The sequence below is a fragment of the Pandoraea terrigena genome (genome assembly GCF_902459705.1).
In the GTDB taxonomy this organism is placed as follows: Bacteria; Pseudomonadota; Gammaproteobacteria; order Burkholderiales; family Burkholderiaceae; genus Pandoraea; species Pandoraea terrigena.
In genome coordinates this window covers 31,664-58,531 of the sequence record NZ_CABPRU010000012.1, presented here as the reverse complement: position 1 = coordinate 58,531, position 26,868 = coordinate 31,664, and the positions used below count along the sequence as shown (strand labels likewise).

Annotated in this window: 21 protein-coding genes and 1 tRNA gene; 10 read left to right on the top strand and 12 right to left on the bottom strand. The window is 64.2% G+C overall.

Annotated features, from left to right (window positions below):
- The first annotated feature begins 249 nt into the window (after positions 1 to 249).
- Together PTE31013_RS20150 and PTE31013_RS24915 are read left to right on the top strand one after the other, a co-directional pair.
- Complete coding sequence (locus PTE31013_RS20150) at positions 250 to 459, top strand: hypothetical protein (RefSeq protein WP_150614417.1); 210 nt, start codon at positions 250 to 252, stop codon at positions 457 to 459.
- 465 nt (positions 460 to 924) lie between these two features.
- A complete protein-coding gene (locus tag PTE31013_RS24915; RefSeq protein ID WP_174978646.1) occupies positions 925 to 1,083 on the top strand; it encodes a hypothetical protein in 159 nt (52 codons plus the stop codon).
- Positions 1,084 to 1,171: 88 nt separating this feature from the next.
- Here PTE31013_RS24915 and PTE31013_RS20145 read toward each other — a convergent pair whose 3' ends face one another.
- Together PTE31013_RS20145 and PTE31013_RS20140 are read right to left on the bottom strand one after the other, a co-directional pair.
- Positions 1,172 to 2,554: a sensor histidine kinase gene (locus tag PTE31013_RS20145; protein WP_150614416.1), complete on the bottom strand. Its 1,383-nt coding sequence runs from the start codon at positions 2,552 to 2,554 to the stop codon at positions 1,172 to 1,174.
- Positions 2,555 to 2,556: 2 nt separating this feature from the next.
- Positions 2,557 to 3,216, bottom strand: a complete 660-nt coding sequence (locus tag PTE31013_RS20140) for a response regulator (RefSeq protein ID WP_150614415.1) — start codon at positions 3,214 to 3,216, stop codon at positions 2,557 to 2,559.
- 143 nt (positions 3,217 to 3,359) lie between these two features.
- On the opposite strand from PTE31013_RS20140, the gene PTE31013_RS20135 reads away from it, so the two are divergent.
- From PTE31013_RS20135 to PTE31013_RS20120, 4 genes are all read left to right on the top strand, one after another.
- Positions 3,360 to 3,776, top strand: a complete 417-nt coding sequence (locus PTE31013_RS20135) for a PepSY domain-containing protein (protein ID WP_174978651.1) — start codon at positions 3,360 to 3,362, stop codon at positions 3,774 to 3,776.
- Between the two features lie 112 nt (positions 3,777 to 3,888).
- Positions 3,889 to 4,356: a DUF2271 domain-containing protein gene (locus PTE31013_RS20130; protein ID WP_150614414.1), complete on the top strand. Its 468-nt coding sequence runs from the start codon at positions 3,889 to 3,891 to the stop codon at positions 4,354 to 4,356.
- A gap of 25 nt (positions 4,357 to 4,381) precedes the next feature.
- A complete protein-coding gene (locus tag PTE31013_RS20125) occupies positions 4,382 to 6,592 on the top strand; it encodes a PepSY domain-containing protein (RefSeq protein ID WP_150614413.1) in 2,211 nt (736 codons plus the stop codon).
- Positions 6,573 to 7,565, top strand: coding sequence for an FAD:protein FMN transferase (locus PTE31013_RS20120; protein WP_150614412.1), 993 nt, complete (start codon positions 6,573 to 6,575; stop codon positions 7,563 to 7,565). The genes PTE31013_RS20125 and PTE31013_RS20120 overlap by 20 nt, the downstream gene beginning before the upstream one ends.
- Positions 7,566 to 7,978: 413 nt before the next feature.
- On the opposite strand, the gene PTE31013_RS20115 is transcribed toward PTE31013_RS20120, so the two are convergent.
- The 4 genes from PTE31013_RS20115 to PTE31013_RS20100 all read right to left on the bottom strand — a co-directional run bounded on the left by PTE31013_RS20115 (position 7,979) and on the right by PTE31013_RS20100 (position 10,476).
- Positions 7,979 to 8,053 (bottom strand) — tRNA-Val (locus tag PTE31013_RS20115).
- 257 nt (positions 8,054 to 8,310) lie between these two features.
- Positions 8,311 to 9,051 (bottom strand): DNA polymerase III subunit epsilon, encoded by a 741-nt coding sequence (gene dnaQ, locus PTE31013_RS20110; RefSeq protein ID WP_150614411.1) that lies wholly within the window; start codon positions 9,049 to 9,051, stop codon positions 8,311 to 8,313.
- Positions 9,052 to 9,154: 103 nt separating this feature from the next.
- Positions 9,155 to 9,604, bottom strand: a complete 450-nt coding sequence (rnhA, locus tag PTE31013_RS20105; protein ID WP_150614410.1) for a ribonuclease HI — start codon at positions 9,602 to 9,604, stop codon at positions 9,155 to 9,157.
- A gap of 11 nt (positions 9,605 to 9,615) precedes the next feature.
- Entirely contained in the window at positions 9,616 to 10,476 is an 861-nt protein-coding gene (locus PTE31013_RS20100; RefSeq protein WP_150614409.1) for a methyltransferase domain-containing protein, read from the bottom strand.
- A gap of 14 nt (positions 10,477 to 10,490) precedes the next feature.
- On the opposite strand from PTE31013_RS20100, the gene gloB reads away from it, so the two are divergent.
- Positions 10,491 to 11,318: a hydroxyacylglutathione hydrolase gene (gloB, locus tag PTE31013_RS20095; protein ID WP_150614408.1), complete on the top strand. Its 828-nt coding sequence runs from the start codon at positions 10,491 to 10,493 to the stop codon at positions 11,316 to 11,318.
- A gap of 325 nt (positions 11,319 to 11,643) precedes the next feature.
- Positions 11,644 to 13,308, top strand: coding sequence for a transglycosylase SLT domain-containing protein (locus PTE31013_RS20090; protein ID WP_150614407.1), 1,665 nt, complete (start codon positions 11,644 to 11,646; stop codon positions 13,306 to 13,308).
- A 330-nt stretch (positions 13,309 to 13,638) separates the two neighbouring features.
- Here PTE31013_RS20090 and PTE31013_RS20085 read toward each other — a convergent pair whose 3' ends face one another.
- The 6 genes from PTE31013_RS20085 to PTE31013_RS20060 are packed head-to-tail and all read right to left on the bottom strand — an operon-like array spanning position 13,639 to position 24,331.
- Complete coding sequence (locus PTE31013_RS20085) at positions 13,639 to 15,216, bottom strand: efflux transporter outer membrane subunit (protein WP_246174753.1); 1,578 nt, start codon at positions 15,214 to 15,216, stop codon at positions 13,639 to 13,641.
- Positions 15,217 to 15,222: 6 nt separating this feature from the next.
- Positions 15,223 to 17,172, bottom strand: a complete 1,950-nt coding sequence (locus PTE31013_RS20080) for a MacB family efflux pump subunit (protein WP_150614406.1) — start codon at positions 17,170 to 17,172, stop codon at positions 15,223 to 15,225.
- Positions 17,173 to 17,175: 3 nt separating this feature from the next.
- Positions 17,176 to 18,423 carry an efflux RND transporter periplasmic adaptor subunit gene (locus PTE31013_RS20075; RefSeq protein ID WP_217426246.1) on the bottom strand — a complete coding sequence of 416 codons (1,248 nt, stop codon included), beginning with the start codon at positions 18,421 to 18,423 and terminating at the stop codon, positions 17,176 to 17,178.
- A gap of 8 nt (positions 18,424 to 18,431) precedes the next feature.
- The gene (locus tag PTE31013_RS20070; protein WP_281351841.1) at positions 18,432 to 19,922 is read right to left on the bottom strand and encodes an efflux transporter outer membrane subunit; all 1,491 of its coding nucleotides are present in this window, start codon (positions 19,920 to 19,922) and stop codon (positions 18,432 to 18,434) included.
- A gap of 5 nt (positions 19,923 to 19,927) precedes the next feature.
- A complete protein-coding gene (locus tag PTE31013_RS20065) occupies positions 19,928 to 23,068 on the bottom strand; it encodes an efflux RND transporter permease subunit (protein WP_150614404.1) in 3,141 nt (1,046 codons plus the stop codon).
- Positions 23,069 to 23,074: 6 nt separating this feature from the next.
- Positions 23,075 to 24,331 carry an efflux RND transporter periplasmic adaptor subunit gene (locus tag PTE31013_RS20060; protein WP_150614403.1) on the bottom strand — a complete coding sequence of 419 codons (1,257 nt, stop codon included), beginning with the start codon at positions 24,329 to 24,331 and terminating at the stop codon, positions 23,075 to 23,077.
- 174 nt (positions 24,332 to 24,505) lie between these two features.
- On the opposite strand from PTE31013_RS20060, the gene PTE31013_RS20055 reads away from it, so the two are divergent.
- Positions 24,506 to 25,207, top strand: a complete 702-nt coding sequence (locus PTE31013_RS20055) for a response regulator transcription factor (RefSeq protein WP_150614402.1) — start codon at positions 24,506 to 24,508, stop codon at positions 25,205 to 25,207.
- Positions 25,208 to 25,249: 42 nt separating this feature from the next.
- Complete coding sequence (locus PTE31013_RS20050) at positions 25,250 to 26,596, top strand: ATP-binding protein (protein ID WP_150614401.1); 1,347 nt, start codon at positions 25,250 to 25,252, stop codon at positions 26,594 to 26,596.
- Positions 26,597 to 26,868: the final 272 nt, after the last annotated feature.

The window sequence follows — 26,868 nt, the reverse complement described above, 5'->3', positions numbered from 1 at the left end:
CGCCGCCGACTGGGGTAACAGTCCGCTAGCCATGACGAATTTTTCCGATTGTGACACGGGTCGGGGGCAAAACTGAAATGCCTTTTCGTAATGTGAATGCCTTGGTCTTATATAAGACTGGCACTGTAGGCCTCATAACTTCGTGCAAAACCCCGCAACGTGGGGTGCAGCTTGGGTAACGCGGTGCGTGGAGGGGGGGCGGTGGGAGGATAAATGTTGATGAATTTTTCAGTTTCATAGAAAAAATCTATGAAAAAAGTGCGCCGAAGTTGGATTCAGCAGGTGGACCTTGAGCGAATGCGGTGGGCGCGCGCATTGATGCGAACGAAGTCGCCCGACGCGGCCTATGCGGCACTCGTTCCGCTGGAGGGCCGTCTGGCCGGGGATTCGGAGTATGGCTATCCGCTGGCATCGCCGCTGCGGATACCCGTCATCTCGATGTTGCCGAATGTGCGTTGAAACGCGGTGCCGCAGCGCGTGCCGACGATGGCCCCACGCCTCTCGAGCTTGCCAGGACCTATTTCCTGTTGGGGCAACGCTAGAACGCGCGACGCGAATTCGAAAGCTTGGTCGCCGGCGATGTGCCGGCAGGTGTGCGTCCGGTCATTCAGGCTTATCTGAACGCGATCAATGCGCCGGCGGGCGTGCCGGCAAGTGGCTCTGGCTATTACCTGATGAACTGGGGCCCGGACGGTCTTGGCAATCTTGGCTCGGGAACGGCGAGGTTCAACGGGCTGCACTGGCTCACGAACTTCACGGGATCGACCATGCCGTTCGCCGCGAACTCGAAATTGACGGCAGTTAAGGTTGGCAAACTTGACGACCTCGGGTGGGGGCGATGGACGTCGGGGAGTGTGTCCGATCACAATGTGGCGTTCGATCTGTCGAATCGGTCCGGATGGCGCGCGGGGGACGTTCAGCACCATGACGCAGAACGTGAATGGTGGCGCGTGCGCGGGCAATGCCTGCACGTTTTCGACGCAGGGCGTGCTCAGGGGCGCGGCGGCGAACAACGCGGGGATCGTCTATTCGCTGACGGGGCCGGAGGCACGAGTGATCGGCGCCGCGGGGTTCAAGCGCTGATTCCGGTGAAGGTTGGCCATTCCTTCGCATCGATCCCGGTATCGTTCAGTGGAATCCGGGTTGTCTCGCGTCACACCATCCCAACGGATCACGCTGGACCGGTGGTCTCGCGCATCGGCCTCGCGGACGCAAGCGGCAAACCATCGATGCTCACCTGCAGGCCGTCCTGCCAGCCCGGAACCGGTGAGCGCAGCGTAAGGACCGAACCCGCGCCGTGGACAATCGCTTCGACGATCGCCAGACCCAGCCCGCTGCCTGTGGCGATCGTCGCGCCGCGCTCGAACGGCTTCGTCAGACGCTCAAGTTCATCGTTCGGCATCACTGGTCCTTGATTCCTGACACTGAGCGTACCGGTGACCGACAGCACAATCTCCACCGGTTTCCCGGGCGCACCGTGCTTGAGCGCATTCTCAACCAGATTGCGCACGACGATGGCGAATGCGTCCGCGTCGATCCACGACGACACGGGCTGGTCGGGCACGTCGAGCTGGATCGGCTTCGCAGATGCAACGCGCCGAAAATCCTCGACGACAAGCTCCAGTACCGGGCGTAGATCCTGCGGCGCGTCTCCGAGCACGCGTCCATTTTCGGCCTTCGCGAGTTGCATGAGCCTTTCGCTGACCCGCGACAAGGTGTGCAGCGCTCTCTCGACATTCCGCACGCGTTCCCGCGTGGCGGCGGAAGGCATTTCGGCCATGAGGCGCTGCGTCTGCGCGAGGGCTGCGGCAATTGGCGTGCGCAACTCGTGCGCGCTGTTGGCAGTGAAGCTGCGCTCCGCAGCCAGCGCGCGGTCCAGGCGGGCCATCAGGTCATTGACTGCATCGGCGACCGGAGCGACCTCCGTCGGCAGTTCCTTCTTTTCGAGCGGCGTCAGGTCGTTCTGGCCACGTGCAGCGATGCTGTCGCAGAAGCGCCGGATTGGCCGTAGCCCGGTGCGGACAATCAGCCAGATGCCACACAGGCCGACGGGCAGAAACAGGATAAGGACCCTGGCGACCGCGAGCGCGGCTTCAATCACCGCATGCCGGCGCGTGGCGAGCGGCTCGGCGATCATCAGGGAGATCGTGCCCTGCAAGCCCGGTTCGGCGTAAATCCGGTGCGACGCCGTGGAAGTGAAACCCGCTTTCAGGTCTGGCGGGAAGATGGCGATATCGGCATCGTGCGATCGCAGCAGGAGCTTGCCGCTGTCATCGCGAACCGCGTAGGTCAACAATTCGTCGTGCGGGCGCACGGCTGCGATACGGCGGCTGCCATCGCCATCGCCATCGTCATCGCCATTCGCGTCGCGCCCGACGATATCCATGATGGCGAGCGGCAACAGGCGCTGCGCCGTTTCCTGCAACGCACTGTCCGACATCTGATCGACTTCGTGGCGCAGCACGAAGAATGAAGCGGCCGCAGCCGCGAGCGACAGTACGGCGAGCCCTGCCACCAGTGCTGCCGCGAATCGACTTTGTAGGCTGCGCAGCATGGTCAGTCCAGTTTCAGCCGATAGCCGAGCCCACGCAAGGTCTCGATGACATCGGCACCAAGCTTCTTGCGCAGCCGGCTCATATGTACCTCGATGGCGTTGCTGCCAATTTCCTCGTTGAAGGAATAAAGGCGATCCTCCAGCCGGCTCCTTGATACGATCATCCCCGGATGCTGGATCAGGGCTTCGAGGAGCGCCCACTCACTGGCCGTCAGGTCGATGCGCGCGGCATCGCGCATCACGCTGCGCCCTGCCGTATCGATACGCAGTTCGCCGAGCTTGACCAGGGGATTCGGATTGCCCGAATACCGGCGCGACACCGCGCTCACTCGCGCGGAAAGCTCGGACAGGTCGAACGGCTTGACGAGATAGTCATCCGCGCCGGCGTTCAGACCGGCGATACGGTTCGACACCTGATCGAGCGCTGTCAGGATGATGACGGGCACGGTGGATCCACTCGTGCGAAGCTGTCGCAGGAAGTCGAGTCCCCTACCGTCGGGAAGCAGCAGATCGAGCAGGAGCAGGTCGTAGTTGGCGGCCGCAAGGTGTCGGCGTGCCTCGGCGAGGGTGGTGACGAAGTCGGTCGGATGTCCGTCTTTCTCGATCTGGTCGCGAACGGCCTCCCCGAGCCAAGGCTCATCCTCGATGAGAAGGACTCTCATTAAGATCTCCCTGATGGGTGTCTCGCGTGACTTTGCCACGCTAACCTGTCGCGAACATGACGAAAATTTTCTGTGTCCGCAAGCTTGGCTTCAGGTTTCGGGTGCATTGTGGAGTCCAAGGATGCGAACGGGAGATGTTAGTCATGAAACAGTTGCGAATCGCCAGAGGCCTGGTGCTCACGATGTTTGCGTTTGTCGGCGCCGTCGGCATCCACCATTCCGCACAGGCACGCGACAGCGACGATTGCGAGGCGCCGGTCAACGCCTGGAAGCCGCGTGACGCCGTCCGGACGATGGCGCAGCAAAAGGGGTGGCAGATCGACAGGCTCAGGATCGACGACGGTTGCTACGAGGTCAAGGGGCGTGATGCCGATGGCCGGCGTTTCAAGGCGAAACTTGATCCCGTCACCCTTGATGTCGTCCGCACGAAGCGTGAAGACGACGACCACGACGGAGCACGCGGACGCCTGCCGGATGCGAATTCTGGCAAGCCACCGGCTGACGCACCCCCCGAAGGTTTGCTGAAGCCCGGCACGAAGCCCCAGGTCCAGATCCGCTGACCCTTTATTGCCGACGCACCGCGTACCTCATCGGCGTTGGCCCTGCTGAAGCAGCGGCAGGCCAATGCGATGGGTGCGATGCCCCCCTTTTGCCCAAATCAGGAGAATCCAGATGAAACACGCATTCCCGATCGCCGTGCTTGCCGGTGCGCTTGCTGCGCCTTCACTTGCATCCGCGCGTCAGGTTTCGTTCGAAACGCAACTGTCGAACTATGGGGGAGATGGCGCTTACGTTGCCATGTATGTCACCGATCGCACCGGACGGTATCAGGGCACGCTGTGGGTGGCGGGGCGCAAAGCCAAGTACTACCGACACCTGCGCGACTGGTATCGCGCCACCGGCGGCACCGCAAAGGTGGACGGCATTACGGGCGCCAGCGTCGGCGCAGGCAAGACGCTGCGTGCGACGCTGGATCTGTCCGACACGCTGCTCGACGCCGGATATGAGGTTCACATCGACACTGCGGTCGAGGACATGAACGAGTACCCATCCGAGGTCGTCGTGCCGTTGACCACCTCGGGCGCAAACAAGGCGGTCAAGGGGAGCGGCTATGTGAAGTCGTTCCGCTATTCACTGTAGCCAGGGGCCGGCGAGGAGGTGCCCGATGTTACGCAAGCTCCATTCAATCCCCGGTCTCATCGCTGCATTGCTGATGACGATCGTCGCCATGACAGGCGCGGTGTTGTCAGTGAATCCGGCGATTGAGCGCGCAAGTGCCGTCCGCTCAGACCTGACGCCGGTGAGCGTTGCAACGCTCGCCAGCCGCGTGAGCACCTCGGTGCCCGACGTCGAAACACTCATGCGCCGACCGTCAGGGGAGATCATCGCGTACTACCAGGCCGGCGGCGAACAGCATGCATCGATCATTGATCCCGCTACCGGCAAAGCGGTCGGTGATTATCGTTCATCGCCTGTCGAGCGTTGGGTGAAGAACCTCCACCGCAAGCTCTTTCTCGGTGACGCTGGCCGGATAGCAACAGGCGCGACTGCTGCCTTCATGCTGTTCGCGGTGTTGTCCGGGCTTGCATTGCTCGCACGCCGGATGGGCGGGTGGACACATATTCTGGCCCCGATCCGGGGTGACGGGTTGCAGCGACTGCATAACGAAACTGCACGAGCCGTGCTTGCCGGGCTCACGCTGTCGGCGATGACCGGGGTAGTCATGTCGTTGACGACGTTCGGCGCGATCCCGGAAGGTGGCGCGCAGGAGCCCAGCCTCAGCGTTTCGGCGATCACCAGGCCCCCGATGCCGCTGCGGCAGTTGTCTGCACTGGCAATCGACGTTTCCAGGCTGCGTCAGTTGACGTTTGCCAACGCGGCCGACCCGAGCAGCGTCATCGAAGTGAATACGACGGATGGCGCCGGTTATGTCGATCCATCGTCAGGCAAATGGCTTGCCTTTCAGCCGGTCGACGCCTGGCAACGTTTGCACGGGATGGTCCGAATGCTGCACACGGGCGAGGGGCTATGGTGGCTCGGGCTGATCCTCGGCGCATCGTCGGCATCGGTGCCGTTGTTGGCCACCACCGGCCTGTTGCTGTGGCTGCGTCGTCGACGGGGCATGCCGAAGCTCGCCTGCAACGTGCCGGCACGCGACGCAGATACTGTGTTGCTAGTGGGCACGGAGGGCAATAGCACGTGGGGCTTTGCTTCGGCACTGCATGCAGCGCTGACCCGGGCTGGCTTTCGCGTGCATGTTGCGCCGATGAACGATTTTGCTGTCGGTTACCGCAACCTGCGACGTCTGCTGGTCCTGACGGCGACCTACGGTGACGGCGATGCCCCGGAAAGCGCTATACGATTCCTGCCGAAGCTCGAGCGTCTGACGATCCCTGGCGGGGTGGCGTTCGGGGTTTTGGGTTTCGGCGACCGTCAGTTTCCTCGTTTTTGCGGGTATGCGCGAACGGTTCATGACGCGTTGACCGCCAAGGGGCTGGGCGCACTGACTGATCTGGGCACGGTTGACCGGCAGTCTGAACCCGAATTCCGGCAGTGGTGCACAGGGCTCGCCGAAAGGCTCGGTACGTCGCTCGATATTCGCTACACACCATTGCTGCCTCCCACAATACCGCTCAAGCTCGTCTCACGAGACGACTATGGCGCCGATACAGAAGACATGACTTCGGTGCTGCGCTTCATGCCTGCCGAGGGGACAAGCGTCTGGACCACCCTGCTACGGCCGCGGCTGCCTCGTTTCGAGACGGGGGATCTGCTCGGTGTCGTGCCGCCGGGCGCCACCTCGCCCCGGTACTACTCGCTCGCGAGTGCGACGGCGGACGGCTTGGTCGAGATCTGCGTTCGGCGTCACCCGAACGGCGTGTGCTCCGGGTATCTCACAGGCCTGCGGCCCGGCGAAACGATCGAGGCATTCATGCGGCCGCACGCGTGCTTTCGGCCGGGTGCCGGCAGCGCGCCCGTGATCCTGATCGGGGCCGGGACTGGGATCGGTCCGCTGATCGGTTTCATCCGGCACAACGCGTCCCGCCGTCCGATGCACCTCTATTTCGGTGCGCGCGATGCTGACGATGGTTTCTTGTATCGCGACGAACTCAAGCACCTGGTAGCCGACAGGCGACTGCAGGCGCTCACGACTGCCTTCTCACGTTCCGGGAGCCGGAGTTATGTGCAGGAGCGCCTTGCCGCCGATGCACAGAGCCTGCGCACTCTGGTTGCGCACGGCGCGCAAATCATGGTGTGCGGCGGCCGCAGGATGGCGGAGGGTGTCGCGCAGGCGTGGGAACGTATTCTGGCGGATACCGGCTTGTCCGTCGAACAACTGAGAGCGCAGGGACGCTATGTCGAAGATGTCTATTGAGGCGTTGCCAGACACGCAACTTAAGCTCTGGCGCGTGAGCGGCGCGACAATGGGAACCCGCTACACCGCGGCCTTCCATGCGTCGCCGAAGACGGACGAAAAGGAACTGGCGGCCCGGCTTGCGGCGGCGGTTGGCGCGGTTGACGAGCAGATGTCGAACTGGAAGGAAAGCTCCGACCTGTCGCGGCTGAATCGTGCCGAGCTGGACTGCTGGGTGCCGGTGTCCAGAAGTCTCGCGGTTTTGCTTGCACGTGCGCTGGAGATTGGCAGTGATACGCACAACGCCTTCAACATCGGCGTCGGCGACCTTGTCGGTATGTGGGGTTTCGGTCCATCGGGCGAGCGGCGTGCCCATTGTTCGGGCTCGGTGGATACGTCGCAAGCGAGCCCATGTTCGTCTGCGAGCGATCTGATCGACGTGGACGTGCAACAGTGCCGGGCGCGCAAGCGTGGACCCGTTGCGCTGGATCTGTGTGGCATTGCAAAAGGATTTGGCGTCGACGAGTTGGCACGCGTGTTGAACGAGCACGAGATCGACTCATGGCTTGTCGGCATCGACGGTGAAATGCGCGCGCGCGGAAGCAAGCCGGATGGGTCGCTGTGGGCGATTGCGCTTGAGGCCCCGGATGACGAGCGGCACTCAGCAATGGGCGTGATCGAATTGAGCAACGCCGCCATTGCGACGTCCGGCGACTACCGCCACTGGGCCGACATCGACGGTGCGCGTGTCTCGCACACAATGGATCCCAGAACCGGCAGGCCACTGTGCAGTTCTGTTGCGTCGGTGACGGTCATTGCACCGACATGCGCGGACGCGGACGCTTACGCGACAGCCTTGCTGGTGCTAGGTGTGCAGGCGGGGCGAGATTATGCTCAGCGCCGGCGCCTCGACGCACTCTTCGTCGTACGTGACGGCGATGCACTGCGCATGATCGGGACTGGCTGCTTTGCCAACGTGCAGCCGACAGATTGACAGCAAATGCGTCTGCCGACAGGGGAGCGGGCATCGATCTCGAGGCCTCGTTTTCCGCTTAGCCCGGGAGCCGCCGCGAAGTGAGGGGGCGCCTTGGGCGATGCGGCTTGAAGCCGGCCGGTGTGAAGGCAGGATGACGCGGTGGCCGGTGCGGTCTGCGATCTCAATCTGTGCGATAAGGGCGGCTTTGAATTTGCGGAGCTACAAGTTCTCCGGCGGGTCCCCCTTTTCCTTTGAGGAGATACCGCTTTTGCGCATCGCTGAAATGGATCTTTGAGTGAGCGTCGCTTTGCTAGCGATCTGCCGATGAAGCTGCCACGATCCATTTCAGATTCAATATGACGAGCCCATGTAAAAGAAAAAGGCCCTCGGCATTTGCCTGAGGGCCTTATTCCGCGCGGTTTGCGCAAATTTGGTGGGTGGTACAGGGATTGAACCTGTGACCCCTGCCGTGTGAAGGCAGTGCTCTACCGCTGAGCTAACCACCCAAATCATTAACTAAATCAATGACTTAGTGCTGATTGCTGAAGGTTTTGTCTCGCAATCAGGAGCAGAACTTTAACTGTTTTCGCAGAAGTCTGCAACGTTTCTTTTGTTCTTTTTTGCTGCCGCCGTGACGATATCTCTCGATCACTTCACGCCGTTTCTTGCGATGACTCGCAAGCAGCAAAGACAGCGATTATAGGGATGTTTTCTTTGCTTGGGAAGGCCTTCGCGCGAATTTTCCGTCTTGCTCGGCGCAAACTCACGCCGACGGTGCCGTGTCGCCTTCAGGGGCCGCCGGTTCGGTACGCCACACACACGTTCCCTTCATCCCCTTGTCGATGTCGTTGAGCACGCCGGCATGTTGCGCCACCTCGTCGTCTGCCGCCGCAATCACCGGCAGATCGAACTGACGCAGCGAAATCTTTTCTCGATGGCCACCCGCGTCGCCGTCGCCGTCGTCGCCGATCTCGATGACAAGGCTCTCCTGGCCGCGCGTCATGGCGAGATACACGTCGGCAAGCAGCTCGGCGTCGAGCAGTGCGCCGTGCAACGTGCGATGGGCGTTGTTCACGCCGAGACGCTCGCAAAGGGCATCCAGCGAATTGCGTCGACCCGGGAACATCTCCCGGGCCCGCAGCAGCGTGTCGATCAGGCTCGAGCAGTGCTGCATGAACGGCGGCCAGCCGAGGCGGCCGAACTCCATATCCAGGAAGCCCAGGTCGAACGCCGCGTTGTGGATGATGATCTCGGCGTCGCGGCAATACTCGCGCAACTCTTCCGCAATCTCCACGAACTTGGGTTTGTCGGAGAGGAATTCGGTCGTCAGTCCATGCACCGCCAATGCGCCCGGATCACTGTCGCGCTCGGGATTGATGTAGAAGTGCAGGTTGTTGCCGGTCAAGCGGCGATTGACCAGTTCGACGCAACCGATTTCCAGCAAACGGTCTCCCGTCTTGGCATTCAGGCCCGTGGTTTCGGTATCGAGGATCAGTTGTCGCATGCTGTTCGATGAATCTCGTGTGCTTTCGGAATTGACGCGCTGCGAGCCATGTCGTCTCACGCAATGCGCGGATGATGCTCAAGCGGCGGCGCTGGTCGCCGCCTCACTGGCCGCGACGCAGGCTGTCCACGCCGCGATTGGCCAACTGGTCGGCGGCCTCGTTGCCGTCGTGCCCGGCGTGGCCTTTCACCCAGCGCCAGTCGATCTCGTGTTTCTGCGAGACGGCGTCGAGTGTCTGCCACAGGTCGGCGTTCTTCACCGGTTCCTTGGCGGCCGTTTTCCAGCCACGGGCCTTCCAGCCGTGAATCCACTCGCTGATGCCTTTCTGCACATACTGCGAGTCGGTGTGAAGTACCACGCGACAGGGCTTGTTCAGGGCTTCGAGCGCGCGAATGACGGCCAGAAGCTCCATGCGGTTGTTGGTTGTGTTGGCTTCGCCGCCGAACATTTCCTTGCGGTGTTTGCCCGCGACGAGCAGGGCGCCCCAGCCGCCGGGGCCAGGATTGCCTTTGCAGGCACCGTCGGTGTAGATCTCAACTTGCGGCAAGGTCATCTCTCAAACAATCAATCGGGCGTGTCGGCCGCTTCCGCCATCTGGCGATGCGTGGTGTTGGGGGTGGCCACCGGTGCCGCCGCCGGCTGGAGGCCGAGTATACGCTTGCGCACTTTGCCGACCAAGCGCATGCCGCGCACGCGCTTGACCGCGCGTACCGCATAGAGCGCTCCGAAGATCGGCCACCAACGATCGCCGGCCGGTTCCATGAACTCGAAGCGCTGCAGCCAGTGCTCGCCGCGCAGGGGCGGGCGGTAGCAGCCGAAGCGGCCGCGATCGATGTCAAAGGACAGTAGCTTGAGCCAGTCCTTCAGACGCGTGAAGGCGATGAGATCGGCACCGGGCGGCAGGAACGGTGCGCCGGCCAGTCGGCCCAGCTCCTCGCGCGCGCCCCACAGGCTCAGATTGTTGAAGCCAGTGATGATGACCTGCCCCTCGGGCACGAGAATGCGCTCGACTTCGCGCAGGATGTCGTGAGGATTCTCGGCAAACTCGAGCACGTGCGGCAGGACCACGAGATCGGTGCTCGCCGTGGCGATGGGCAACTCGTCAAAGCGACTCACGAGAATGTCGCGCGCGACCGTGTCGGCCGCGCCCGCGTGGCACGATGGCGTGCCGCCAGTCGTGTCGCTGGCGGCCTTGGTGACGAGCGACGGGGCGTCGGGGCTGCGCGCAGCCGTCAGGATGAGGCCGCGATAGGGCATGCGGTTCTCGCGCAGCGTATCGAGTTCGGGCCGGCCGAGTTGCAGCGCGTGATAGCCGAACAGATCTCCGACCCACTGGTCGAAAAGGGCCTGCTCCCATGCGAGCGCGTAGCGGCCTGGCGGTGAGACGAGCCAGCGGGGCCAGTCTATAATCGGACGTTCTGACATGGTGGCGAGTATATATGGATGCGCACGCAGATGCGGTAAGTGAGGCGTCGGCCGGAACAATGACCGTCTTCCCCGTCCCCGCGTTCCAGGACAATTATCTCTGGGTCATCGACAACGGCAAAGATGCCGTGGTGGTCGACCCGGGCGACGCCGCACCGGTGCTCGCCTATCTCGATGCGCGTGGTCTCACGCTGCGCGCCATTCTCATCACGCACAAGCATGCCGATCACGTCGGCGGTGTCGATGCGCTGCTCGACCGGTTCGATGTTCCCGTGCACGGTCCGGCCGGCGAAGCGATCGCCTGCGTCGATCATCCGCACCGCGGCGGCGAGACCGTTCACATCGCTGCCCCGGCCTTGACGCTGGAAGTGATCGACGTGCCAGGCCATACCGCGGGGCACATCGCCTATTTCCTCGGCGCCGGTGTCGCAGGCGCACCGCATCTGTTCTGCGGCGACACGCTGTTCTCTTGCGGCTGCGGACGTCTGTTCGAGGGTACGCCCGCCCAGATGCTCGCTTCGCTGGACGCGATCGCCGCGCTGCCGCCTGCGACGCTCGTGCATTGCGCGCACGAATATACGCTATCGAACATTCGCTTCGCGCTGGCGGTCGAGCCGGATAACGCGGCGCTTGCGGCATGGCATCGGGAGGCAACGGCGCTTCGCGCTGCCGACCGTCCCACGCTGCCCACGACACTGGCCCAGGAGCGTCTGACGAACCCCTTCCTGCGCAGCGACGCGCCAGCGGTCATCGCGTCTGCCGAGCGCCATGCGGGACGCGCGCCGCTCACCCGCGAGGCGGTATTCGCCACCGTGCGCAGCTGGAAAGACAGCTTCCGTTGAACGTGACTCCGCCACGCTGTCAACAGCGTGTCGTGGCATGACATTGTCACAAAGCAGGCGTTGACAGGATCGTTCGTGCCTGCTCAGCCTTGCAGCATCCCAGCCCTGTGATGTTTTGGTCCGTTATCCATCGCATCGTGTACACCGTTGGGGCGTCTCGTTTCAGCCACATCGTGATCCATCAAGATCAGGGATAACCCTGGAAAACGGGGTGTATTTGCGTAAATTTTGCAAAAAATTTAGGCAGAATGGTTGACGCATCTGAAGGGTTTCCTTAACATCCTTGCCAATTTCATGAAGATGCAACCCAATTCGAGCCCGATCAATGCGACTTATCGTTAGCTTGCTACTGACGCTGCTTCTGGCGGCGTGTGCCGGCACAGCACCGACCAACGGTGCGTCGAGTTCCACGCCGACGGCGCAAGGCCAATCGCCTCTCGTCACGTCCGCCAAAGGCAAGCAGCGCGTCTCAAGCGATCAGACCATCGACCTCGACAACGACTCGATCAACGACCTGGCCTACGGCAGCGACGACGCTGATCTCTGGTCACGCATCCGCCACGGTTTCGCCATCCCCGACCTGGACACCGACCTTGCGCAGGACCGCACGCAGTGGTACGCGCAGCGTCCCGAATATGTCGAGCGCATGATCGATCGCTCGAGCAAGTACCTGTTCCACATCGTTGAAGAACTCGAGCGGCGTCACATGCCGACGGAACTCGCGCTGTTGCCCTTCGTGGAAAGCGCGTACAACCCGCAGGCGCTCTCGACGGCCAAGGCCGCGGGCATGTGGCAGTTCATTCCCAGCACCGGCAAGACCTACAACCTCAAGCAGAACATGTTCCAGGACGAGCGCCGCGACGTGCTCGCCTCGACGACTGCAGCGCTCGATTACCTCTCGAAGCTCTACGAGATGTTCGGCGACTGGCAACTCGCGCTCGCGGCCTATAACTGGGGCGAAGGCAACGTGCAGCGTGCGATCGACCGCAATCAGGCGCAAGGGTTGCCGACCGATTACCTGAGCCTGCGCATGCCGACCGAGACGCGTTACTACGTGCCGAAGCTGCAGGCGATCAAGAACATCATCGCGCACCCGGACATTTACAACGTCAAGCTGCCCGAGATTCCGAATCACCCGTACTTCGTCAGCGTGACCACCAAGCGCGACATCGACGTGGCATTGGCCGCGAAGCTGGCCGACCTGCCGCTCGACGAATTCCGCGCGCTCAATCCGTCGTTCCGCAAGCCCGTGATTCTGGGCTCGGCGCAGCCAAAGATTCTCCTGCCGTTCGATAGCGCCGAAGTGTTCCAGCGCCGTCTGAAGGGCTATGACAAGCCGCTGTCGAGCTGGACGACCTACACGTCCGCATCGCGTGAGCGTCCGGAAGACGTCGCGCGCAAGCTGGGGGTTGACGCTGCCGTCATCCGCTCGGTCAACAACATTGCGCCGCGCATGCGTCTCAAGGCGGGCTCGACGCTGCTGGTGCCGCGTTCGGACGACATGGACCAGGACATCAGCGCTTCGGTTGCGCGCAATGCCGTGCTCGCGCTGGAGCCGGATCTTCCCGATACACGCAAGGTAATGGTGCGCGCCCGCAAACGCGACACGCTTGCTAGCGTTGCGTCGCGCAATGGCGTGAGCGTTGCGCAGATCAAGAGTTGGAATCGTCTGCGTCGCAATACGTTGACGTCGGGCCAACTGCTGGTGCTCCACGTACCGGTCAGGGAGGCCACGCGCGTGGCTGCGGCGTCCGAGGCGCCGGCGGCCAGGAATGACGGCGAAGCACCGCGTACGCGTCTCGTGCGAGGCAAGCACGGCAAGATGATTCGCGTGGTCGAACGTCGGCCGACGAAGGCTGCCGTTGCCGGCAATCGGACCGCAAAGACCCGGGTGGCATCGAAGGCCCCTGCGAAGTCGGTCACCAAGGTGGCTGCGAAACCCGCCGCCAAGAAGGCGCCTGCTAAGGTGACCAAGACGGCACAGCGTTGAGCGCACGTTTTCCTGTTCGTTGGGGGGATCACTTCCCTGCCAGCGTCAGGCAATGCGCCTGCGAGGATTTCCCTCTCTGGCCTCAATGAGAGGGTCTGCGGCATACACGGTTCTGGCAGCGCTGGAATCGGGTGACGTGAACGGCTTTTCGGGGTGATGGATAACCCGTCAAAGCCGTTTGCTCCCGAAGCCGCGTCGTTTCTTGGGGCTGTACGCCTTGTGGTGCTAGCCCCCGCCGATAATGCTGCCGATCGGTAATCTCTCTTCTGGCCGCACATCCCGACATTACGTTGCCGCATGCCCCGCACGCGGCATCGCACTGTTGCCCGGCTACATCGCCGCCTCGGCGGTGGTCACCGGTAAAGCCAGCGAAGCCTGCGAGGCCCCCGTCACCACATCGCCGCCGAGCGCCTGATAGAGCGTGACCGTTTCGGTCAACTGATTGTAGCGGTTCTCGGCGAGCGTCCGCTCGGCCGAACGCACGCTCTCCTGTGCGTCGAGCCACACGCGCAGCGTCACCGCGCCGGTACGGTAACGCACGGCGTAGATCCGCTCGACTGCCCGGGCAGCCGCCAGCGACCGCGCCAACTGCTCGCCTTGTTGCAGGTATTGCGTGCGGGCGGACAGCGCGGTCTCGACATCGGTCAAGGCCGCATACAACGTCTGCCGGAAGGTTTGTACGGCCCTGTCGTAAGTGGCCTGGCTGGACTTGATGTTCAGATCGCGTTGATGCCAGTTCAGGAACGGCAGTGCAATGGTCGCCCCAAGCGTGCCCACGGGATTCTTGAGCAAGTCGACCAGCGCCGTGCTCGACGAGCCGAGCGCGCCGGTCAGCGACAGCGTCGGGTAATAGCTCGCACGCGTGGCGTTGACGTTGGCGAACTGCTCGCGCAGGCGCAACTCGGCCGCCCGCAGGTCGGGCCGGCGCGCCAGCACCTCCAACGGCACACCGGCGTCGATCACCGGCGTGCGCAGGGTGAACAGGTTCGGCGGTGCCGGCACACGCGCACCGGCCGGATCGGCCAGCAGCGCGGCCAGCGACATGCGCGTGGCGACCCGCTGCGCGAGCAACTGCGTGAGCGTCGAGCGCTCCGATTCGATGCTCTGCTCGGCTTCGAGCACTTCGAGCGTCGACGTGGCACCCGCATCGCGCTGCACACGCACGAGTGCCAGCACCTTCTCGAGATACGCAACGCTCTTTTGCTCGCTGTCGATACGCTCGTTGAGGTAGGCCAGCTTCCAGTACAGGTTGGTCGCCGTGCCGATCAGCGACAGGCGCGTGGTCGCCAGATCCTGTTGCGTGGCCAACGCTTCCCATCGCGCCGCGTCGGTCAGGCGTGCAAGCTTGCCCCACAGATCGGCCTCGTAGCTCACCGTGCCAGTCAGGGCGTGCGACGTCGTCGTGCCGTAGCCGCGCAAGGACTTGGCCTTCGCGCCGTCGTACTCGCCCGTGAGCGTCGGCAATTCGTTGCTGTGTGTGAGATCGGCACTCAACTGGGCCGCGCGCACCGCAATCGCGGCGGCCGCCAGATCGCCGTTGCGCGCGAGCACTTTGTCGATCATCCGGTTCAGGCCGTCGTCGTTGAACCGTCGCCACCAGCCATCGCCGCCGCCGGCCAGCACATCGGCAACACTGGTCGGCGGCGCGTTCGCCGCCGACACGCCGGCGGCGGGCACCGAACCGGCCTCGGGCACGACCGGCGTGGCCGTTGGCGACGCGTTGGGATCGGCTGGCGTGCCCTGTTGCCACTGCCCCGGCATGGCCACGTCGGGGGCCTGATATGGCTGGGCGACGAGACTGCCGCAACCGGCCAGCCCCACCGAGAGGATGGCGACGGCGCAGGCCAGCACGCCACGGCGTAGCGCCACGGGCAGCACCGCTTGCCGAGAAGAACGCATCATGTTCATCAATAGTTACTCCCGTGCCAGCGCGTCGACCGGCTTCATGTGCGCGGCATTGCGTGCCGGCAGATAACCGAACAGCAAGCCGATGGCCGACGAACACAGCAGCGCCCCGACGATCGAAGCCGTCGAAAACACCATCGAAAAGCCCGACACCATCTGGGCGAACGCCACGCTGCTCACCCAGGCGAGCAGTACTCCGCCGATGCCGCCGGTCAGGCACACGAGGGCCGCTTCGAGCAGAAACTGCATGAGGATGTCGCCGCGCCGCGCACCGACCGCCATGCGCACACCGATTTCGCGGGTGCGCTCGGCGACCGACACCAACATGATGTTCATCACGCCAATGCCGCCCACGACCAGCGAGATCACGGCAATCATCGAAATGAGCAGTGTCATCGTGGCAGTCGTCGATTCGATGGTCTGCCGAATCGTGTCCATATTGTTGACATAGAAGTCGGTTCTCCCGTGACGGCGCTTGAGCAGGTTCTCGATGGCCGATTGCGCGGCACCAGTCGACACGTTGTCGGCCACTCGCACCGTGATCGATTTCAGGTAGTTCTGGCCGAGCATGCGGGTCATCGCCGTGGTGTACGGCGTCCAGACGTTCAGGCTGTCGTTGCTGCCAAAGGTCGTCTGCTTCTTGATCGTGACGCCGACCACGCGGCATGGCACGTTGCCGATCACCAGAATCTTGCCTAGCGCCTGATCGGCGCTGCCGAAGAACGTCTTGCGCGTGTTGTCGTCGATGACGATCTCTTGCGCGCGTCGCGTCACGGCGTCGCTCGAGAACCATCGTCCGGCCGCAAGCGACAGGCCGCGCACGTCGGCGAATCGCTCGCTCACGCCGCTGATCGTCGCGGTGGCCGAGATATTGCGATATCGCACCGTGAGCGACGTACTCACCCCCGGCGACACGCTGGCCACGAACGGCTGTCCCGACAACGCATCGGCGTCGCGGGTGGTCAGCGTCTGAATGGCCGATGCACGCATATCGCCAAAGCCATTACCGGGGTAGATCTCGATGGTATTGGTGCCGATGGCGCTGATGTCCTTCAGAATGCGCTGGCGCGATCCCTCGCCCAGGGCCACCACCGACACCACCGAGGCAATGCCGATGACGATGCCGAGCATCGTCAGGAAGGTGCGCATCTTGTGCGTGCGCATGGCAATGCCAGCCATGCGTGCCGCCTCGATCACACGCAGCCAGACGGTGCCGGAACTGCTGTCGGTGAGCGCTGGGCTCGCGTCGGGTGCGAGCGCCTTTGGCTCGTCGCCCACACGCCGGTCGGCCTTGATGCGTCCGTCGGCAATCTCGACGATGCGCCGCGCGCGCGATGCCACATGCATGTCGTGCGTGACGATGATGACGGTATGCCCGGCGTCGTTGAGCGACTGGAGCGTGTCGAGCACTTCATCGCCGCTGGCCGAGTCGAGCGCACCGGTTGGCTCGTCCGCGAGAATCACCTGCCCGCCGTTCATCAGCGCGCGCGCGATCGAGACCCGCTGCTGCTGGCCGCCCGAGAGCTGCGACGGCCGATAGTCGAGCCGATGCGCGAGGCCCAGCCGGGTGAGCAAGGCATGCGAGCGCGCCTCGCGGGCGGCCGACGGTGTGCCGGCATAGACCGATGGCATGGCTACGTTGTCGGCAGCCGTCAGGTCGCCCAGCAAGTGATAGCGCTGAAAGATGAAACCGAAGTGTTCGCGACGCAGGCGCGCAAGCGCATCGTTGTCGAGCGTGCGAGTGTCTTCGCCGGCAATGCGGTAACTGCCGTCGGTGGGTTGGTCCAGGCAGCCGAGCAGGTTCATCAGCGTCGACTTGCCCGAGCCCGACGGGCCGACGATGGCGACCATCTCCCCGGCACGAATGGCCAGGTCGACATCGCGCAACACGGTCACCGTGCCGTCGCCTTCAGCGAAGCTGCGCGAGACGCCGCGCAGTTCAAGCAGTGGCTGGTCCATGCCTTACATCCCCATCGACGGCGGACCCATCGGACGTCCGCTTGATGTGCTCGGGGCGCTGTTGCCGTCGCCAATTACGACCTTGTCGCCGACTTTCAAGCCGGAAAGAATCTCGGCACTCACCGTGTTGTTGATGCCCACGCTCACGCGGTGCGGCTGCGGGCGTCCGTCGGGGCCGAGCACCAGTACCGTGTAGCGGCCGTCGTCGCCGCGTGCACCGAGCGCCGACGCGGGCAGCGTCATCACCTGCTTGTGCGAGGCCACCGTGATCGCCACCTGCGCCGTCATCGAAATGCGCAGCTTGCCGTTGGGGTTCGGCACGTCGAACAGGCCGTAGTAGTAAATCGCCGTGCTCGACGTGCTGCTGCTCGACGACGAACTGGACGAACTGCTGGTCGCGCTCGTCGAGCTGCTGGACAGCGATGAACTGTCGCTCGAATACGACTCGGGGCCCGGATCGATCGACGCGAGCCTGGCGTGATAGGCGTTATCGGGATCGCCAAGCACCGTAAACGACACCGGCATGCCGGGCTTCACGCGCAGCACGTCGGCTTCGGAGATTTCCGCCTTGACGGTCATCGTGCCCAGGTCGGCCATCGTCACGATGGTCGGTGCGGACTGCGACGCGTTGACGGTCTGCCCGGCTTGCACCGGCACGGCCACAATCGTGCCGTCCATCGGGGCCACGATGCGGGTGTAGCCCAGATTGACTTCAGCGGTATTCACCGAAATGCGGGCCTCGTCGATTTGCGCATCGAGCGAGGCGATGTCGGCGCGGGTGCTGTCGAGCGACGCCTTCGCGCTGTCGTAATCGGCCTTGCTGCCGGCGTCTTGCGCCAGCATTTCCTTCTGCCGCTCGAACGCCAGTTGATATTGCGCCAGCAGCGCTGCCTTCGATGCCCGCTGCGCCTGCACATCGGCCAACGATGCACGGGCGGTCTTGAGCGAATTCTGCTGCGTGAGCGAATCGATCTCGGCAATCAGGTCGCCGCGCTTGACCAACTGCCCGACCTTGACCGGCAGGGTCTTGATCTGGCCCGACGCCTGCGAGCCGACATACACCTGCTGGGCCGCCTTGATGATGCCGGTCGCCAACACGGTGTCCTCGATGTCGCCCAACATCACGGACGTACTCAGAAACACGGGGGGCTTGGGCCGGCCATGCCAGATCAGCCCGGCTGCGACCAGTGCCAGCGCAACGCCGCCGCCCACCAGCCAACGCCGGCGCGGCGTCGATACCCATGTCTTCATGTGCAAGCTCATGCCCCACCGCCCAGCACTTGATAAAGTGTGACCAGATTGCTCTGCCACGCGAGTTGCAGCGTGATGTCGTCCTGCTGCGCGGTATACAGCGTTCGTTGATTGGTCAGCACCGTCGTATACGCGTCGACGCCCGCCCGGTAACGTGCCAGCGACAGGTCGTAAGCGGCTTGCGCGGCGTCGACCAGCGTCTTTTGCGCGTCGCGCCGGGCCTGCATCGTGGCGCGCGTGGCCAATGCGTCGGCCACTTCCTTGAAGGCGCTTTGCACCGTGTGCTGGTACTGTGCGATATCGATCTTCTGCGTGACCTTGGCCGCGTCGAGCGACGCGCGCAGCGACCCGCCGTCGAAGATCGGCAAGCTGATGTTCGGCGCGAACGACCAGTAGCCCGTGCCCGCCTTGAACAGCCCGGACAGCCCGGAGCTTGCCGTGCCGCCCGCCGCCGTCAACGTGACGGTCGGAAACATCGCAGCGCGCGCGGCGCCGATGTCGGCATTGGCGCCGCGCAAGGTCTGCTCGGCTTCGAGCACGTCCGGTCGGCGCAGCAGTACCGTCGACGGCACCCCCGCGGCCAGCTCGCGTGCGGCCGTCACCGACGACACGACCGCCGGCGGCGCGAGTTCGGCTGGCACCGGCGCACCTAGCAGCAACGCGAGCGCGTTCTCGTCCTGTCCCACCTGGGCGGCGTACCTGGCCACATCGCCACGGGCCGACGCCACCGTCTGCTCGGCCTCTTTCAGGTCGAGCGCTGACGCGTTGCCGAGGTCGAAACTGCCCTTGGTGATGTCGTACGACGCCTGCTGACTCTCCAGTGTGCTGTTGGCCAACGCTTCGAGCGCGCGATCCGACGCCCACGTCAGGTACGCGGTCGCCACGTTCGCCACCAGCGTGATCTGCGCGGCACGCTTGGCCTCTACGGTATTCAGGTACGAGGCCAGCGCCGCGTCCGAGAGGTTCTTGACGCGGCCCCACAGGTCCAACTCGTAGCTGGTGGTGCCCAGCGTTGCCGTGTATTCGCGGGTGATGGTCGGTGAGCCGCCCGTCACCGCGCCCGGCGTGCGGTAGACCGAACCGGCTCCGCCGGCGTCGATCGTCGGCAACTCGGCCGCTTCGCGCACCCGGTAAGTGGCGCGCGCCTTCTCGATATTGAGGATGGAGACCCGCAAGTCGCGATTGTTCTCAAGCGCAATGCCGATCAGCTTGCGCACGTTGGCGTCGGCGAAGTAGTCCTGCCACGGCGTGTCGGCCGCCACCAGCGCCGCGTCGGCCTTTGCGATGGACTTCTGCTCGGCGAGGGGCGCCGTCGCGCCGCTCGCGGCCGCGGCGGCGGCCGACGTGGCGTGCGGGAACGTGTCAGGCACGCTCGGGGCCGGCTGCGTGTAATTCGGGGCGAGCGACATGCAGCCCGCGAGCGTCAGCGTCGCGGCTGCCGCGGCGCCCAGCAACGAGGTCCGCACCACACGACGCGCAGTCAATCGATTCGAATGCATCGTGATCATTCCTTTGTACTTGTCGCCGGTGCGGCGTGGCCAGCGGCGCGCTCGCGGCGACGGGCCAGCCAGCCGGCCACGGTGAAATAGAACAGCGGGGCGTAGAAGATGCCCAGCGCGGTCGCGGCGAGCATGCCGCCGATGACGCCCGTGCCGATCGCGTGCTGGCTGGCCGAGCCCGCGCCGTGGCTGATGGCGAGGGGCACCACACCCAGAATGAACGCCAGTGAGGTCATCAGGATCGGGCGCAGCCGCATGCGTATGGCTTCGAGCGTGGCGTCGAGCAGCGACTCGCCCGCCTCGTGCCGCGCCTTGGCAAACTCGACGATCAGAATCGCGTTCTTCGCCGACAGGCCGATGGTGGTCAGCAGCCCCACCTGGAAATACACGTCGTTGGACAGGCCGCGCAGCATCGCCGCGATCAACGCGCCGAGCACGCCCAGCGGCACCACCAGCATCACCGAGAACGGAATCGACCAGCTCTCGTAGAGCGCGGCCAGACACAGGAACACCACCAGCACCGACACCGCGTACAGCGCCGGCGCCTGACTGCCCGACAGGCGTTCTTCATACGACAGGCCGGTCCACTCCGAGGTAATGCCGGCCGGCAGTTGCGCGACGAGCTTCTGCATCGTGGCCATCGCGTCGCCGGTCGAATAGCCCGGTGCCGCGCCGCCCTGAATCTCTACCGATGACAGGCCGTTGTAGCGTTCGAGCTTGGGCGGGCCATAGGTCCACGACGCCGTGGCGAAGGCCGAGAACGGCACCATCTCGCCGGCGCTGTTGCGCACATACCATTTGTTCAGGTCGGACGGCTGCATGCGGCTCGACGCCTCGCCCTGCATGTACACCTTCTTCACCCGGTTCTGGTTCAGGAAGTCGTTGACGTACGTGCCGCCCCATGCGGTGGCAACCACCGAGTTGATATCCGATACCGCCACATCGAGTGCGCTGGCCTTGGTGTAGTCGATCGACAGTTGCACTTCCGGGGTGTCGTCCAGACCGTTGGCGCGCACGCCCGAGAGCGACGGTTCCTTGGCCGCAGCGGCCAGCAACTGGTCGCGCGCGGCCATCAACTTGTCGTGACCGAGGCCGCCGTTGTCCTGCAACTCCAGATCGAAGCCGTTGGACGTGCCCAGCCCCTGCACGGCCGGGGGCATCATCGCGAACGCGCGCGCGTCTCGAATCGTCGACAGGAAGCCGTTGGCGCGCCCGGCAATGGCCTGCGCCGTGTGGTCTGAATCGCGCTCGCTCCAGTCCTTGAGCTTGACGAAGGCCATGGCGACGTTCTCGCCGCTGCCCGCGAAGCTGAAGCCCGCCACGCCGAAGACCGACTCGACGGCACTGGCTTCCTTCTTGAGGTAGTACTGTTCGACTTCCGAGAGCGTCTGCACGGCGCGCTCTTGCGTTGCACCCGAGGGCAACTGGATCGAGGTCATGATGATGCCTTGGTCCTCATCCGGCAGGAACGAGGTGTTCAGATGCATCAACGAGATCACCATCACGCCAGTGAGCGCGACGAAGATGGCCAGATAGCGGCGCGTACGCGAGAGCACATGACGCACACCGCGCTCGTAACGTGTGGCGTTGCGCTCGAACATGCGGTTGAACGCGCCGAAGAAACCCGTTTGCGGCTTGGCGTGTCCGGGCGTCGGCCGGCGCAGGATGGTGGCACACAGCGCCGGGGTCAGCACCAGCGCCACCAGCACCGACAAGCCCATCGCCGAGATCATCGTGACGGAGAACTGGCGATAGATCACGCCGGTCGAGCCGCCAAAGAACGCCATTGGCACGAACACCGCCGCAAGCACGAGGGCAATGCCCACCAGCGCGCCGGTAATCTGCGCCATCGACTTGCGGGTGGCTTCGCGTGGCGACGAACCGTCCTGTTCCATCACCCGTTCGACGTTCTCGACCACCACGATGGCGTCGTCGACCAGCAGGCCGATCGCGAGCACCATGCCGAACATCGTCAGGGTATTGATCGAGAAGCCCAGCACCGAAAGCACGCCGAACGTGCCGAGCAGCACCACCGGCACCGCAATGGTCGGAATCAGCGTGGCGCGCAGGTTCTGCAGGAACAGGTACATCACGAGGAACACCAGCACGATGGCTTCGACCAGCGTCTTGATGACTTCCTCGATGGAGATCCTCACGAACGGGGTTGTATCGTACGGATACACGACCCTGATGTCTTGCGGCAGGTTCAGGTCTTTCAAGCGCTGCTTGACGGCGGTGGCCGTCTTCAGCGCATTGGCGCCGGTGGCGAGCTTGATCGCAAGGCCCGTGGCGGGCATGCCGTTGTAGCGCGAGGTCGTGCTGTAGCTCTCGCTACCGATTTCCACACGGGCGACGTCTTCCAGATGCACGGTCGAGCCGTCGGTGCCGCTCTTGAGCAGAATCTTGCGGAACTGGTCGGGGGTCTGCAAACGGCTTTGCGCCGTGACCGTCGCCTGAATCTGCTGGCCCGGGGCCGCAGGTGCGGCGCCGACCGAGCCCGACGAGACCTGCGTGTTCTGCGCTTCGAGTGCGGTCTCGATGTCCGACGGTTCGAGCGAGTATTTCTGCAGCTTGGCCGGATCGAGCCAGATGCGCATGGCGTACTGACCGCCGAACAGCGTCACATCGCCCACGCCGTCGACCCGCGAGATCGGGTCTTGGACGTGCGCGGCCACGTAGTCGGACAAGTCAGCCTGCGTCATCTTGCCGGACTTCGACACGAAGCCCGCAATCAGCAGAAAGCTCGACGACGACTTGGTCACTGTGATGCCGGTCGTCTGCACCGTGGTCGGCAGCGATGCCTCGGCCAATTGCAGCTTGTTCTGCACCTGCACCTGCGCGATGTCAGGGTTGGTGCCCGCGTTGAAGGTCAGCGTGATCTGGGCGTTGCCCGCCGAGTCGCTGGTCGAGGACATGTAGCGCAGGTTGTCGATGCCCTTCATGTTCTGCTCGATGACCTGCGTGACGCTGTCTTCGATGGTCTTGGCTGATGCACCGGTGTAGGTCGCGGAGATCGACACCGAGGGCGGCGCAATGTCCGGATATTGCGCCACCGGCAGCGAGCTGATCGACAGCGCCCCCGCGAGCGCAATCACAATGGCGATCACCCAGGCGAACACCGGCCGGTCGATAAAGAACTTTGCCATGGCTGCTTACCTCGCCGCGGTCGTGGTCGCCATTGCCGTGGCCGCGCTGGCGGCCGCCGGCGTGTCCGACAGCGCCGAGGCGACTTCCACGGGCTTCACGTGCATGCCAGCGCGCACATTCTGCAGGCTGTCGACAAGCACCTTGTCTCCGCTGGCAAGGCCACTGCCCACCAGCGCGTTGTTGCCGACGTTGCGGGTCAGGGTGATGTCACGCGAGGCGACCTTGCCGCTCGCGTCCACGACCATCACCGATGCATTGCCCTTCGCATCGCGCTGCACGCTCTTTTGCGGCACGAGCAGGCCTTGTTCGTCCACCCCTTCCTGCAATTCGGCCCGCACGTACATGTTGGGCAATAGCGTGCCTTCCGGATTCGGGAACTGCGCACGCAGGGTGACCGAGCCGGTCGTGGTCGAGACCGTGACGTCGGCGAAGGCCAGCTTGCCGGCGTGCGCGTACAGGCTACCGTCTTCGAGGCGTAGTTGCACCACGGCCGCATTGCCCGATGCCTTGAGCTTGCCCGCTGCCAGTTCCTTCTTCAGGCGCAGCAAGTCGAGGCTCGATTGCGTGACGTCCACATACACGGTCGACAGATCGTTGATGGTGGCAAGCGCCGTGTCCTGACTGGCGGTCACCAACGCGCCGGCAGTCACGCTGGACGTGCCGATGCGCCCCGAGATCGGTGCCTTGATACGGGTGCGATCGAGATCAATGCGGGCCGTTTCCAGCGCAGCGCGATCGGTCTGCACAGCACCGGCGTCCGCCTTGGCCGTGGCCTGCGCGTTGTCGTAGTCCTGCTGGCTCACGCCGTTGATCTTGAGCAGGCCGGCATAGCGTGCGGCCTTGATCTTCGCGGCATCGAGGTTCGCCTCTGCCTGGGTGAGCGTGCCTTGTGCGCTGTCGACGGCGGCCTTGTAGGTGGCGTCGTCGATCTGATAGAGCACGTCGCCGGCCTTGACCAGCGAGCCTTCGGTGAACAGTCGCTTGCGCACGATACCGCTGATTTGCGGGCGAACCTCTGCGCTCTGGATGGCGGATACGCGGCCCGGCAGTTCGGTGGTCAGCGTTGCGGGCGAGGCCTTGACGGTTACCACACCGACTTCGGGCGCGCCTGACGCGTCCGGCGTACCGCGCTTGTTACCGCATGCGGCGAGCGCCAATACGAGGGCGAGCGTCGTGGCGCACGCGAGCGCGCCCTTGACGGGCGTCTGCCAATGTTCGCGGGCGAGGCCGCTCCGACCGGCCGGCCGGTGGGAAACTGTCATGCCTTCTCTCCTTGCAACGAGCGATAATTCCATGTCGTTCATTTTCCCGAGGCATGGACGATGCAGGGGTAAGGGGCTGGCAATGAAGTTGTAAAGAAGCTGTAAAAGTGCTGGAAAAGCCTTTGTAGACAACGATCTGCGACCCATAATGGCCACGCAAGACGAGACCGAACCGTGAAAATCCTGCTCATTGATGACGATGCCGAACTGTGTACGATGCTGGCCGAATACCTCGGAGCCGAGGGCTTTGAGGTCACCGTATGCGGCAATGGCGAGACCGGCGTGGCGAGCGCCGTCAGTGGCGAATTCGTCGCGGTGGTGCTCGACATCATGTTGCCGCGAATGAGCGGTATCGACGTGCTGCGCGCCATTCGCCAGCGCGCCAGCGTGCCGGTCATCATGCTCACGGCCAAGGGCAGCGACATCGATCGCGTCATCGGTCTGGAACTCGGCGCCGACGACTACCTGCCCAAGCCCTGCTATCCGCGAGAACTCGTCGCCCGGCTGCGCGCCGTGCTGCGCCGCACGCAAGGCGTGCCGGCCGGCAGCACCCCCGAGCAGGCGGACACGCTTGCTGCGGCCGGCATCACCGTGCACGCGGCCCAGCGCATTGCGCGTCTGGGTGATACGCCGCTCGAACTCACGGTGACCGAATTCAATCTGCTCGAATTCCTGATGCGCAACGTCGATCGTGCGGTCTCTAAAGACGAACTGTCCGAGCGCATTCTCGGGCGTGCCAGAGAAGCCTACGACCGCAGCATCGACGTGCATATCGGCAACCTGCGCCAGAAGCTGGGTGCGGCCGGCGGCCCCGATGCCCAAATCGCCACGGTCTGGGGCTTCGGCTACCGGCTCGATTCGCAACCGGCACGCTGAGCCTCACCTGCACAGCCTTATCGGCGTCAAGGAACCCCTCGCATGCACATGGGACGTCTGTTCTGGAAAATCTTCGTCGGCTTCTGGTTGACGGTCATCCTCGTGTCGGCAGCCACTGCGCTATGGTTCACGCTGCAACGCCTGCGCCCGCCGCAGGACATCGTGATCGAGGAAATGGCGGCACGCACCAGCATGGCCGTCGTGCGCAGCGCCGCGCTGGCGCTCGCCGTCGGTGGTCAGGACACGCTTGCCCAATGGCAGGAGACGCTTAGCCCCACCCAGCGGCGCAATTTCTCGGTCGAGGCCGCCGGCTTCGACAAGGTGCCCGTGCCGGCGCTGGCGGCGTCCGATGCCGTTGCGCTCGACCGGCATGAGGTGCTCGCCCCGCAGGCGAGCATCCGCGCCACCGCCCCTGACGGGCGCACCTATGCACTCAAGTACCGCGAAACCGTCGAGGGGCTGCCATACAGCGACGATCACGGGCCACCGGCTCAACTGGTGATCTCATGCTTGCTGGGCAGCCTCGCGTTCGCGGCGCTGCTCGCGTGGTACGTGACCTCGCCGATTCGCCGCCTGAGCCGCGCCTTCGATCGGCTCGCGGCCGGCGACATGAGCGTGCGCACCGCGCCGTCGCTGGGGCGCCGACGCGATGAACTGGCCGACCTGTCACGCGATTTCGACCAGATGGCCGAGCGCATCCAGGGGCTGGTCGACGCGCGCGAGCGCCTGTTGCACAACGTCTCTCACGAGCTGCGCTCGCCGCTCGCCCGGCTGCATGTGGCGGTCGATCTGGCACGACTCGATCCGGCCAAGACCGAAACCTCGCTCACGCGTATCGAACGCGAAGCCCAGCGGCTCAATGCGCTGGTCGGCGAGTTGCTCACGCTGTCGCGCATCGAGCACGGCAGCCTGCGGCTTGACGCCCATGTCGATCTCGCCGCGCTGTGTGCCGCAGTAGTCGAAGACGCCGGTTATGAAGGTTCGATGAGCGGCAAGCGCATCCACATGACGACGATGCCGCCGGCGGCGCCCCCGCCGGAGCTGATGCTCGGCAGCCCCGAGTTGCTGCGCCGCGCGATTGAAAACGTGGTGCGCAACGCACTGCATGTCTCGCCGCAAGGGGTGCCGGTAGAAGTGTTGTTTACTCACGACCTTGCCGCGAACGCGTACACCATTATGGTCAGTGACCGGGGGCCGGGGGTGCCGCCGGAGTCGCTCGGGGCCATGTTCGAGCCGTTCGTGCAGGCACACGACGGCAAACGTGAAGGCTTCGGGCTGGGGTTGGCGATCGCAGCGCGCGCGGTGGCCGCCCATGGCGGTGCGATGGCGGCCGTCAACCGCGCCGGTGGCGGGCTGACGGTGACGATCCGGCTGCCGATGAACCGATGAACCGGTCACTCAGGTCATCGGGCGCGAACCACGAAGCCATCTTCGGATCGTCGATCGAGCCCGAATCAGCGTAATCCCCTAGCGTTTTCGGTGGTGAACGGGGCCGTCCGGTAAGCCTTCCGTAAGCGTCAACGCGCACACTGATCGCGAGGCACGGCACCCGTGTCCGACGATTTCATTGCACCGAAACGCATTGACGGTCGACGGCGACTCGCCGTTCGACCCTGCCGGCTCGATCCGGCGCCGCGCCAGCCCCGTACTCCACCGGCACC